Annotated in this window: 9 protein-coding genes; 5 read left to right on the forward strand and 4 right to left on the reverse strand. The window is 41.0% G+C overall.

Translation table 11 applies throughout. The features are described 5' to 3' along the window. Positions 1–8: 8 nt before the first annotated feature. The gene (locus tag GO009_RS03365; protein ID WP_163624799.1) at positions 9–1940 is read left to right on the forward strand and encodes an OmpA family protein; all 1932 of its coding nucleotides are present in this window, start codon (positions 9–11) and stop codon (positions 1938–1940) included. Between the two features lie 116 nt (positions 1941–2056). Next, positions 2057–3274 carry a hypothetical protein gene (locus GO009_RS03370; protein ID WP_163624800.1) on the forward strand — a complete coding sequence of 406 codons (1218 nt, stop codon included), beginning with the start codon at positions 2057–2059 and terminating at the stop codon, positions 3272–3274. A 53-nt stretch (positions 3275–3327) separates the two neighbouring features. On the opposite strand, the gene GO009_RS03375 is transcribed toward GO009_RS03370, so the two are convergent. The 4 genes from GO009_RS03375 to GO009_RS03390 are packed head-to-tail and all read right to left on the reverse strand — an operon-like array spanning position 3328 to position 8769. Continuing rightward, a complete protein-coding gene (locus GO009_RS03375; protein ID WP_163624801.1) occupies positions 3328–4788 on the reverse strand; it encodes a lipopolysaccharide biosynthesis protein in 1461 nt (486 codons plus the stop codon). Then, positions 4788–6053, reverse strand: a complete 1266-nt coding sequence (locus GO009_RS03380) for a glycosyltransferase family 4 protein (RefSeq protein WP_163624818.1) — start codon at positions 6051–6053, stop codon at positions 4788–4790. The genes GO009_RS03375 and GO009_RS03380 overlap by 1 nt, the downstream gene beginning before the upstream one ends. Next, the gene (locus GO009_RS03385) at positions 6046–8484 is read right to left on the reverse strand and encodes a YfhO family protein (RefSeq protein WP_163624802.1); all 2439 of its coding nucleotides are present in this window, start codon (positions 8482–8484) and stop codon (positions 6046–6048) included. The genes GO009_RS03380 and GO009_RS03385 overlap by 8 nt, the downstream gene beginning before the upstream one ends. A 24-nt stretch (positions 8485–8508) precedes the next feature. Continuing rightward, positions 8509–8769 (reverse strand): DUF4834 family protein, encoded by a 261-nt coding sequence (locus GO009_RS03390; protein WP_163624803.1) that lies wholly within the window; start codon positions 8767–8769, stop codon positions 8509–8511. A gap of 87 nt (positions 8770–8856) precedes the next feature. Between GO009_RS03390 and GO009_RS03395 the strand changes: the two genes are divergently transcribed. The 3 genes from GO009_RS03395 (at position 8857) to GO009_RS03405 (ending at position 12170) form a co-directional block, all read left to right on the forward strand. Then, positions 8857–9840: a transporter gene (locus GO009_RS03395; protein ID WP_163624804.1), complete on the forward strand. Its 984-nt coding sequence runs from the start codon at positions 8857–8859 to the stop codon at positions 9838–9840. A 66-nt stretch (positions 9841–9906) separates the two neighbouring features. Further along, a complete protein-coding gene (locus GO009_RS03400) occupies positions 9907–11025 on the forward strand; it encodes a GTP cyclohydrolase (RefSeq protein ID WP_163624805.1) in 1119 nt (372 codons plus the stop codon). Positions 11026–11126: 101 nt separating this feature from the next. Then, a complete protein-coding gene (locus tag GO009_RS03405) occupies positions 11127–12170 on the forward strand; it encodes a tyrosine-type recombinase/integrase (protein ID WP_163624806.1) in 1044 nt (347 codons plus the stop codon). Positions 12171–12310 lie beyond the last annotated feature (140 nt).

Genomic DNA, 12310 nt, shown 5'->3' on the forward strand with positions numbered 1-12310 from the left:
AGCAATTCATGTACTCAAAAACTATTGTAAAAATTTTAATGGCATTCTTAATGGTATCCATTGCCAATGCCCAAAAAAATGTCATTAAAAAAGCCAATGAAAATTTTGATGCCTATAATTATATCGATGCCAGGGAAGTTTATTTAAATATTGTAGAGGACGGCTATGAATCCCCACAAGTACTAAAAAAACTGGGAGATACCTATTATTTTAATAGTGAATATGCAGAGGCTGTAAAATGGTACAAGCAACTCATGGAAAAGCACCCCAACGATGTTGACCCCATCTATTATTACCGTGCTTCACAAAGTTTTAAAAGCATTGGAGAATACCAAACGTCCAAAAAAATGATGGGCAAGTTCGCTGGTTTGTCCGCCAATACAGAAATTGCCAAGAACTTCATGAAAGATTACCCTGCTTTGGACAGTTTGGTAGGGATCAAGTCTAGCACTTATGAAGTGGACAATATCACTGGCCTTTTGGTAAGTTCCGATTTTGCTCCTTCATTTTACGGCGATAAGATTGTTTATGCCTCATCATCCAGCAACACAGAGGGCGACAAAATACACAATTGGACCGGTCTACCCTATCTTGACCTTTTTGAGGCAGATATTGACGAAGATTGGAGGTTATCAAACCCTCAACCTCTTAAAGGAGAAATCAACACCCCTTATCATGAGTCGAACGCGGTATTTACCAAAGATGGAAAAACGGTTTACTTCACCCGAAACAATTATTATGATGGCCGAAAAAAGAAAAGCCGAAAAAAGCTTATCAGCCTAAAAATTTTTAAAGCCACCAAAACGGAAGATGGAACATGGAAAAATATAGAAGAACTCCCCTTTAACAACGATTCCTATTCCGCAGCGCACCCAGCCCTGAGTCCAGATGAAAAACGCCTATACTTTTCTTCAGATATGGAAGGCACACATGGAGATTCCGATATATGGTACGTGGATATTTTGGAAGATGGAACCTACGGTACACCTGTTAATTTAGGTCCTGAAATAAATACGGAAACACGAGAGGGTTTTCCGTTTATAGGCAAAAATAACAACCTATATTTTTCGAGTGATGGGCATCTGGGTCTTGGCGGACTCGATATTTTTGTTATATCCTTGGAACCCAATGGCGAATTTAAGGAAGCAACCAATCTAAAAAAACCCATAAACTCCAATAAGGACGATTTTGGATTTATTCTGGATGAAGAGAAAAAAATCGGCTATCTGGCCTCAAACCGAGATGGAGACGGCGGGAGCAGTTCCGACGATATTTACAGGGTTTGGGAAAGCTGTGGCATTATTGTTATCCAAGGGGCCATTTCCGACTCCAAAACAGGGAAAACCTTGGTCGGCGCCACTGTAAAATTACTGAATAAGAACAAAAACGTAATAACCGAAACAACAACCGATGAAAGTGGCAACTATGTATTTAAAGGTGTTGTAGATTGTAGTAAAAAATATACGGTGCATGCAGCATATAAAGATTATGCGACAAAAGAAAAAGATACTGTAACCCCTAGGGGCTCCCACACCCTACAAATGGACTTGGAGCTTACCCCACCCGAGTGTCCCGTTGATGATTTGGGATGCAGGCTTACCCTTGAACCCATTTATTTTGATTATGGGAAATATACCATTCGCCCTGATTCCGAGGTGGAACTGGCCAAAATTTTACAGGCCATGAAACAATATCCAGAACTTTCCATTCATATTGAATCCCATACAGATTCTAGGTCAAGTGATGGATTCAACCTGCGATTATCTGAAAGGCGTGCCCAAGCCACATTGAACTGGCTCGTAAAAAAGGGTATTGATCGTAGCAGACTATCGGCCAAGGGATACGGAGAAACCCAATTGTTGAACGAATGCTCCAATGGGGTAAACTGTTCAGAAGAGGAACACCAATTGAACCGAAGATCTATGTTTATCATCAAATAAGTACTTCTTTCTTTATTTTTTACACTGATAATCAGTATGTTATGATTTTTGGCACGCTGATTGCATATTTAAGGGTGGATGTAAATAGTTGCATCTAGAACTTAAAACCTTGTAGTATGAAAAAGTTAGTACTCATTATAGCAGCGGTTGTTTTTGGAATACCAAGTATCCAAGCGGAAACAACCAACACAGTGGCTACCACCACAAATTATCGATATGGAAATTCTTTCATTTTTGTGGAAGATGGTGTAACCTTTTCGGTTTATCCAGATGGTGAGTTCGATTTCTATATAGACAACAGGGTGAATGTGGGTGTTGGCGCTCAAATTGGCAATGTTGGGATTACCTTTAACTCAGGATATAATTACAACCCTTATGTTCAGTACGATGATTACGGTGCTGTAATCCAAGTGGAGAACACCCCTATTTATTATGATTATTACGGACGCGTTTCACAAATTGGAAACGTAGATATCTGGTATAACAATGGTAGGGTTCGTAGAATTGGTGGATTGCACGTTTACTATAATGGAGGCGTTTTCAGTCACTACACAGGATACATCAATATCTATAACAGAAGGTATGTGTACAGACCTTTCCATAGGTATTTTGCAAGACCTTCCATTGGATTCTGTAATGTGTATGCAAGACCATATAGAAGGTATTACAGACCTGTAAGATATACGTACTATGCGCCTTACCGACATAACACACGACGTGCGTATGCCAAAGTAGGCAAAGTGTACAGAAACAACAATAAGTATAGAAGAGACAACATTTATAGAAATGATAGAAGAGTTTCTGTGCGAAGCAACAATAGCAGAAGAGCAGCGGATTATGGCAGAAGCAATGCGAGAGTAGCCCAAAATTCTACTAGAAGAGGAAATACTGCCGTTAACCGTTCCAATAATAATGGAAAAAGACAGAAAGTTGCTTCCAGGGATTCTAGGAGCAATAATTATAGAAAATCAAATAATGTAACAAGATCTGGAAGAACAACGGCTTCCAATAATAAAGTAACGCGCACGCCCAATAAAAGAAGTGTGAGTTCCAGAAAAGTGACCTCAAGTACTAACAACAGAACCGTTAAGCGTTCTACCCATAGTACCCATAGAAAACCCAAGACCACATCGAGAACACCTAGCAGGTCTACGGTAAGCAGGGGAAGCTCTTCAAGAAAAACCGTTTCCAGAAGCACTAGACCTAGTGTCAGGAAAAGTTCTGTGAGTAGAAAAACTACTTCTAGGCCAAGTGTGAGCAGAAGTTCTGGCAGCAGAAAAAGTAGCGCTGGAACATCAAGCTCAAGAAGAGGTTCTTCTAGACGAAATAATTAAAATTTAGTTTTTTTAGGTTGGTTAGTTGTTTACCCCGTAGTTGAATTTATTCGCTACGGGGTATTTTTTTTGAGCCATTTGGAGAGGAATCCCGTCACATCTTCCGAAATATTAAAACGGTATAAGATTCCCACATACATGACAACAATAAGCAATGACTTTAAGCCAATATTGATGATAGGGTGAAAAGAAAACTGCAACAAATAAAAAAGGCCAGACAGCAAAGCCAAGGTCGCAAAAACCTTGAACGTAGCCTTGGTAAAAGGCAAAAAATCAAATTTTAACTTTACAAAGATCAATTTGGCCAAATTAAAAATGATAATGGAAAGAAAGCTGGCCAATGCCGCTCCTTCTATACCATAAACAGGAATCAACCAAAGATTGAGCAAAATGGTAGCCAAAGCAAAACAAATCCCTATCAACAGAACAACCTTGTAATATTCCGAATAATATAAAACGGCATTGATATTGCCCAATATCGAATCAAAGACCTTGGCCATACCTATCAAAAGAACAATAAAAAACCCACCTCGGTAATCTTCCGGAAGCATCAGGAACAAATCCTCAATATTCAAAATAATCAATACAAACAAGAGACCCGATGCAATAAAAGAGGTCAGCGAAGTCTTTTTGTACAATTGTTCCAGTTCAAAAAAATTGCCCGTGTTCAAATAATTGGCGGTCATGGGATAGGTAATCTGGTTCATGGCCCGGGCGGGCACAACAATGCTCGAGGCAATATATCCCGCAACACTATAATAGGCCACATTGTCCAAAACAATAAATTGGTTGATCATAAATTTATCAACCTCCAAAAGTATGAGTGCCACAGAACCGCCCAAAATCATTAGTATACCGTAACCCAAAATAGTTCTGGATTCCTTGGGAAATTTAAAATCCAATACGGGCCTATGCAAGCTAAATGCATACAATTTCATACAAAGGGTACGGAGCAGATATACCCCCACCAAGGCTTTCAGAAAAAAATCTAGGGAGATTACCTCAAAATACAAGAAAGCCAACAAAATAGAAACACATATCCTTGCAAAGACCTCCTTCATAAAATTACCAAAGACCGATTTAAAATATACCTTGCTCAGTGCATAGAATATCTCAAAATAGGCCATGGCCATTCCCACTAAAAACACATACCAAACATAATCCTTGACAATTGGATTTTCCTTGGACAAAAACAGCGCGATAGGCTCATAAAAAATCCAAGTCAAGAGCGATAGGGTACCAAGGATCATTAATGGACTTAAAAGCATTAAGGTTAAAAAACCATTTTTGCTCTGCTCACTTTGAACACTATAATATTTTATGATGGTATTGTGAATCCCGAGTGCCATCAAAGGCATCAATATGGCACCCGTGGCCAATATAAAGGTCACTAGACCATAAAATTTGGGCTCTAAAATATTGGTATAGAGAAATAGGGTGTTCACGGCCCCGAACGCAAAACCGATAAAAGTTGTAACCGTATTCTGAAAGGATTGTTTTAAAACGATTCCCATTAGATAAATTTAGCCAAAGACTCCGTTAATGTCTTTCTATTATACTGCTCCACACCTTCGGAATGGCAAAGCAATGTTCCTTTTTGATAATGCTTAAAGGCATCCAAAAGTACATTTTTTAATGCCGCTACATCATCATGCGAACAGGTATTTCCCGCTCTGTGCCGTTCCACCATGGCTCCTGCCTCCCACCCTTTTGGGCCAATCGCCAAAATGGGACGCTTCGCATTTAGGTATTCAAATAGCTTTCCCGGAATGATGCCTTTAGTCTCTTCGGAATCAATTTCCAATAGCAAAAGTAACTGCGACTTTTGCTGGGTTTCCAAGACCTTATCGTGCGATAGATAGCCCAACTTTACCACATAATCATCCAGCCCAAATCTTTGGATGGATTGTAACACCTCTTCCCCCACTACTCCTGCCAATTGGATTTTTGTATGCTTTTTAAACCCTTCATTTTCCTCCATCAACTCCTGAATGGCCTGCCATAACCCCAATGGATTTCTTCCTGTTAACAACGAGCCAATATGAGAAATGGTAAATGCTGAATCCAAAGTTACTGGTTGCAGTTCATCATCAAAACCATTGGTGATTACTTTAATGGGTTTGGGCGTGATTTGCTCAAATTCCGTTTTAGTGGTTTGGCTCGTAACCACAACCTTATCGGCAGAAACAAGCACTTTCCTCTCCAAAGCTTTGTGCTTTTGCTGAGCAAATTTCGTCAACCGAAGCTTTTTATGATACCCTATTGATGTCCAAGGATCACGAAAGTCGGCAATCCATTGGATATTGTATTTTTTTTTGAGGCCCAACCCAATCAAATGCAAACTGTGCGGAGGTCCTGTAGTAATTATAGTTTGAATGCCCTCATCAGCAATCACTTTGGTCAAGTACGCAATGGATGGTTTCACCCAAAGCTTTCGAGCGTCTGGAATAAAAAAATTACCACGAATCCATAAGAGCATCTTCTCGATAAACGATGGATTTTTTTCTTTGATGATACCCGAACTGATGGTCTTGGTCTTTTTTGGGGACAACAGCGAAGCCCAAGCATACGGCTCTTTTATGGGCTGTTTCAGTATTTTGACTTCAGGAACTTCCGCAACCAACTTTTCATCCACAATAGGATAACTGGGATTCTCTGGAACATATACAATGGGCTCTATCCCAAACTCGGGCAGATACTTAACAAACTTAAGCCAACGCTGTACCCCTGGTCCCCCTGCTGGAGGCCAATAGTACGCTATGACCAAGGTTTTACGCATGGGATTCCTTCTTTTTTCCACGGAACAGGGTTAAGCCCAATCCCCCGACAATAATCAATCCCAAGAGAATATTGGACGCCAAAGTAATCTGGCTGCCCGTTTCCACCACTTCGGGCTCAAATTTGAACTCGATTTCGTGCTGACCTGCAGGAACCTTCATACCGCGAAGGGCATAATTCACTTTGTAATGTTCCTGTGGTTCCCCATCAATAAAGGCATTCCAACCCGATGGATAATGCATCTCGGAGAATACGGCAAAACCATCATTGGCATTGTTGGAAGTGTATTTTAAATAATCAGGCCGATAATCCACCAAGTTTATGCTTGCAATGGAATCCACTGTATATCGAAGTTTCGTCAATTCTGGATATTCCTTGGTGTTAACAACCGCCTGTGTTTTGGAATTGAAATCCTTGAGTTTCAAAATTTCCTCATTGGCCGAAGAAACAGGCACCAGTTGATCTACAAACCATGCATTGCCATTGGCATCGGGGTTTACTGCGGGATAACTGTTCCCTTCTTCATCTTGTTGAATAACGTATTTCACATTCAACATATTCATTACCTGAAGGTTGTTTTGGTACAAATGAAACTCGAACAAATTCTGAAGTGCTCTGGGCTTTGCGGCATGATATCCGCCCACGGATTTATGGAAATACGAAGTACGTGCCCCATTCAAGCCCTCTTGAGGGTCAAAAACACGGTAAATGGAATCATCCTGTTGGATCATTTGATCAATTTGATTGGCCTGGAACGGTTCGTTTACCTGACGCTGACGCACAAAATCGCTCTCGTTCACATAACGGAGGTCCACTCCCACCAAGTCAAACAAAATCAAGGCGCCCAAGCCAAAGACCAAAATATTCTTGTTGATTTTATCTTTGATAAAGAACCAAAGTACAGCAGCGGCCAAGGCCACATAAATCAGGGAACGGATGGTATCGCTGATATAAACGGCTTCACGATCTCTTTGAATCATGGTCATCAATTCATCGCCAAAGTAGCCACGGTACATTTCGTCGCGCATGCCCTCAAAATCAAAGAAGCCTTTCAATAAGAAAATTACAATACCAAGTCCCACGGAAATAAAGAAACCCAGTTTTAAAGCTTTTAGTTTTTCCTTTTGGTCGACCGATGATTTGAACAATTCCCGAATTCCCAGAATCCCCAACACAGGTAAACACAGCTCCAAGACCACTTGAATGGAGGAAACTGCCCTGAACTTGTTGTACATCGGAAAATAATCAATCATAAAATTGGTGAGCAACGGAAAGTTTCTGCCCCAAGAAAGCAAGAGGGATAAAACAGCTCCCGATAACAACCACCATTTCTTTTTGCCATCAACCAAGAAAACCCCCAACATAAACAAGAAGAACACAATGGCTCCAACGTAGGCAGGCGCGGCCACAATGGGCTGATCTCCCCAATACAAAGGCAAACTACTCGAGAACTCAATAGCTTTGGATGGTGATAATCCTTGATTGGTCAAATATTCATAGGCTTTGGAATCCTTGCCCAAATCTTCTCCGCCCGAACCTCCGAACAAACGTGGTACAAACAAATTGAGGGATTCTGCAATCCCATAGCTGTATTGGGTAATATAATCGTAATCCAAGCCCGTGGAGACCGCTTTTTCGCTACCATCTGGGTTTATGGTAAGTTCCGATTTTCCTCTGGTACTCCAATCCGCATACTCCTTGGTGGCCATAAGGCTCGTAGCATTGGTGAAAATGGACAGCACAACGGCCAAGACCAAAATACCAACGGAGGCAAAAAAATGTTTGAGCTCTTTTTCCTTGATGGCGTAAATGAGATATACCAAGCCCATCACCAGTACCAATAGCATAAAATAATAGGTCATTTGGTAGTGATTGGCACTAATTTCCAGCGCCATGGCCAAGGCGGTCAGTATGAATCCAATAATATATTTTTTTCGAAAAACAAGCACAATTCCTCCCAAAACCATAGGGATATAGCCCAAAGCGTGCGCTTTGGCATTGTGCCCCACGCCGAGAATAATGATCAGATAAGTGGAAAAGCCAAAGGCCACCGCTCCAAGCGCAGCCAATCTAAAATCTACTTTTAAGCACAAAAGGAGAATATAGAACCCTATAAAATAGAGAAAAAGATAATCTGCAGGTCGTGGCAAAAAACGAATCAAGCGGTCCAGTTCCTTGACGTAATTATGCGGATAATTGGCTCCCAACTGATAGGTGGGCATACCGCCAAATGCGCTGTTGGTCCAATAAGATTCCTCGCCCGTAAGTTCTTTGTAGGCATCACGTTCTTGGGCCATGCCCTTGTACTGGGCTATGTCGGATTGATAAATGGCTTTTCCTTGCAAAACCGGATAAAAATAGACCAGTGAGGCAAGGATAAATAAAGCAATAACACAAATATGGGTGATAATGGCTTTTGGAGAAAGATTCATGGATAGGTTTTGATTCGGCAAATATTAATCAATTTCCTCAAAATCTATGTATTCTCCAACTTTTTTTGAGGGATTGGATTTGCGGGGCGGTTTTTTGGAAATGATGGTCTCCCCTTCATTATGTCGCCCATTATCAAAACCTTGCGGGTTTCCGAACTGTTGCTCAAAACGTTCATTCGTTTTCTTTACCGCATAATTCAAGAGCTTCGGAGCCAACCATTTCATAAGGAATTTGAGCCCGTAGTATACTAATATGACAATTAAAATCGTTTGTAATAAAACCATATAACCTTAGTTATTGTATCAAAGTTACATTGTTAGTCCCGTAAACCCATCAAACGTATCTTAAAATAGTATTAAAAACCCTGTTATATGGATATTTCCATGATTAAAAAGTCATTTTTTCTTTTCGTTCTATTCCCTACTTTCATTTTTGCCCAATATACAGATGTCATCAATTCCAACAGACCCGGAAGGGCCGCCAGTGCTTACGCTGTTGGCAAAAACGTAATACAGGCCGAAGTTGGGATGTTGTACGAGCAACAGGACAATGCCGATTTAAATTCCGACTCCAATATTTTTGGGGCCGATTACGCTTTTAGGTACGGATTGCTTTTTGAAGAACTGGAAGTGATCGCGGAAGGATCCTTCATCACCCAAAATATTACCTACCCCGATTTGGGCATAAAGGGCAATTTGACGAATTTCTCACGAAACCGTGTCGGTTTAAAATATTTGGTTTTTGACCCTTACAAAGATCCCGAACGTAGTAAACCGAACCTTTATAGTTGGCGAGCCAACAATGTTTTCCAATGGAAGAACTTGATCCCTGCCGTATCCGTTTATGGCGGGGCCAATTTTGTGGTTGGCGACAACCCGTTTTACCCTGGGGACCCAACAGTTTCATATCGCGGAGGTATTCAAACACAGAGTAGACTTTCTCCAAGGTTTGTGTTGATTTCCAATATTGCCTATGATCGGATTACTACCGATTTTCCAGAATGGCGCTACGCCCTCTCCGTAACCCATGCGTTTCGTGATCCCCGATGGAGTGTTTTTTTTGAAGGACAAGGTATTTCTGGAGACCGCTACTCTGATATCATCTTGAGAACGGGCGTGGCCCGCTTGATCAACCCGAATTTCCAAGCGGATTTCCATTTGGGGTCAGGTTTTAAAAACGACCCATCGCGATTATTTGCGGTCTTGGGCTTTTCTTACCGTTTGGACTTCCATAAAGACGAGCTCATCCCCATCAATGAGCAGCAATCGGGCATCAACGGAAAAATAAAGAAGAACTCCAACCGAAAAAAATCAAGAAAACGTAAGAAAAACAAAGGAGGCACCATAGATTTTTAAGTTTTCCACAAACTTCATTTTTCTACTGCAAGTAATATTCATAATATTGAACCTTAATTTGCAACTATGGTAACTGTTAAGCAGGTCCAGTCCAAATCGGACCTTAAGCGTTTTGTAAAGTTTCCCTTTTCCCTCTACAAAGATTCTCCGTATTGGGTCCCTCCTATCATTAAAGATGAAATGGAATCTTTTGACAAGGATAAAAATCCTGTTTTTAAAACTGCGGAGGCACAATTCTTTCTGGCATATAAAGACAACAAGATTGTGGGGCGCGTAGCAGCTATCATCAACTGGTTGGAAGTGAAGGAACAAGGGCTTAAAAAAATGCGTTTTGGTTGGTTCGATTTTGTGGACGACCTGGAGGTATCCAAAGCCTTGTTGGACAAGGTACGGGAAATAGGCACGCAACATCAGCTGGAATATATGGAAGGTCCCGTAGGGTTCTCCAATTTGGACAAGGTGGGCGTACTAACTGAAGGTTTTGACCATATTGGAACCATGGTGACCTGGTACAACCATCCGTATTACCAATTGCATTTTGAGCAGCATGGCTTTACCAAGGAAAAGGAATATAGAGAAAGTAAGTTCTTGGCTGCCAATGCTGACCCAAAGCTGTTTGCCAAGGCCAATGTGTTGATCAAAAAAAGATATGGCCTGCGGGAAATGAATTTTGAAAAAAGTTCGGAGATCATGCCCTGGGTGGACAAGATGTTCGACCTTTTTAACGATACTTATGCCAAGCTGTCCTCTTTTGTGAAGATCACCGATATCCAGAAGGAATACTTCAAGAAAAAATACATCAGTTTCATCAATCCGGAATACATCAAATTTGTGGTGGATGGCGAGGATAATCTGGTGGCTTTTGCCATTGTAATGCCCTCCTTTTCGGAAGCTTTACAAAAAGCGAACGGTAAATTGTTCCCCTTTGGTATTTTCCATTTGCTCCATGCGCGCAAACATAGCAAGGATGCCATTTTTTACTTGATCGGTATTCATCCAAAGTATCAAAACAAAGGGGTTACTTCCATTATTTTCAATGAGTTCCATCACACCTTTAAAAAGCGTGGCGTGGTCAACTGCATTCGTACGCCGGAACTTGAAGACAATATTGCCATACAGCAGATGTGGAAGCACTTTGACCCAAAGGTCATCAAGCGCAGAAGGACTTACGTAAAGAACCTATAACATTCTTTGATTGGAATTGATTTCGTAATTTGACCGCTGTTATCGGTTCCTATCGATAATTACATAGCGCAGCATCCCCGTTACGTCTTAAAAATATCAAGATGAAAACCGTAAAACTGGTTCGGGGAGAACACAACGGGGAAGCAATTATTGTAATCCATTTTGATTCCAACCCGAAAATTGAAAACCATCTTATTGGTTTGCCGGGCCTAAAAAGAAGGCATTTGGACGGTAGGCTGTATTTAAAAAGGTCTCCTAACAACCTGGGCCTTCTATTCAACCATTTACGAAGGATAAATTGTTATGTTGACTATTCCGATCTATCGCAAAAGCAATTGGAAGCTCCGGTAAAGGGAAGGCGTCTCTCTTTGCCTCCTGTTGATTCATTTCACAAAGAGGATTTAATGCGATTCCGACGGTGGCTGGAGGAAAAAAGATTGAGTCTCCATACGATAAACACCTATGTGGAGGTAACCACCTTTTTTGTGAGGTATTCCATACTAAAAAAATCGAAAAGGTATACCAGGCATTTGGTTGAATCCTTCAATTATGAATTTATTGTTTGTGAAGGCAAATCGGTCTCCTACCAAAATCAATGTATCAATGGTATTAAGAAGTATTTTCTGTTCAAAAACATAGACATCGGGGCTTTAGAGCTAATCAGACCCAAGAAAGAGAAAAAGCTTCCTACTGTGCTGAGCAAATCCGAAGTGCGATCCCTTATGGATGAGACCCATAACCTGAAACACAGGACCTTATTGGCGCTTATCTATTCCGGAGGTTTGCGCATTGGCGAAGCCATTAATTTGAAAGTGGGTGATATTGACAGTAATCGAATGTTGATCCATATTAAAGGGGGAAAGGGCAAAAAGGATAGATATACGTTATTATCGCAGAGTTTTTTGGAAACCCTTCGCCAATATTACAGGCAGTACAAGCCCAAGGAATACTTGTTTGAAGGGCAAGGAGGGACAAAATACAGCACGAGCAGTGCCCAATGGATACTAAAAAAGGCTGTATTGAAATCGGGTATAGTGAAAAAGGTTACGCTCCATACGCTGCGGCACAGCTTTGCGACCCATTTATTGGAAAATGGGACCGACATTAGATATATACAAGAACTTTTGGGGCATAAGAGTGGATAAGCCGGGTAAACTGACCCACCTTCGCCGGATGAAACTGACCATGGCAAATGGACTGCCCAGATTTGATCTATCCTTGGGTTAAACTTAGTTTTTATTTTTCAATTTTCTTCTCATTGATTCTCCTTTTATATCTATTCTGT

This window comes from Allomuricauda sp. TY007 (genome assembly GCF_010468565.1).
GTDB lineage: Bacteria > Bacteroidota > Bacteroidia > Flavobacteriales > Flavobacteriaceae > Flagellimonas.

Excerpts from the sequence above, each read along its gene's own strand:
- GO009_RS03365 (WP_163624799.1), top strand. The coding sequence starts at position 9 with ATGTACTCAAAAACTATTGTAAAAATTTTAATGGCATTCTTAATGGTA.
- GO009_RS03370 (WP_163624800.1), top strand. The coding sequence starts at position 2,057 with ATGAAAAAGTTAGTACTCATTATAGCAGCGGTTGTTTTTGGAATACCA.
- GO009_RS03375 (WP_163624801.1), bottom strand. The coding sequence starts at position 4,788 with ATGGGAATCGTTTTAAAACAATCCTTTCAGAATACGGTTACAACTTTT.
- GO009_RS03380 (WP_163624818.1), bottom strand. The coding sequence starts at position 6,053 with ATGCGTAAAACCTTGGTCATAGCGTACTATTGGCCTCCAGCAGGGGGA.
- GO009_RS03385 (WP_163624802.1), bottom strand. The coding sequence starts at position 8,484 with ATGAATCTTTCTCCAAAAGCCATTATCACCCATATTTGTGTTATTGCT.
- GO009_RS03390 (WP_163624803.1), bottom strand. The coding sequence starts at position 8,769 with ATGGTTTTATTACAAACGATTTTAATTGTCATATTAGTATACTACGGG.
- GO009_RS03395 (WP_163624804.1), top strand. The coding sequence starts at position 8,857 with ATGGATATTTCCATGATTAAAAAGTCATTTTTTCTTTTCGTTCTATTC.
- GO009_RS03400 (WP_163624805.1), top strand. The coding sequence starts at position 9,907 with ATGGTAACTGTTAAGCAGGTCCAGTCCAAATCGGACCTTAAGCGTTTT.
- GO009_RS03405 (WP_163624806.1), top strand. The coding sequence starts at position 11,127 with ATGAAAACCGTAAAACTGGTTCGGGGAGAACACAACGGGGAAGCAATT.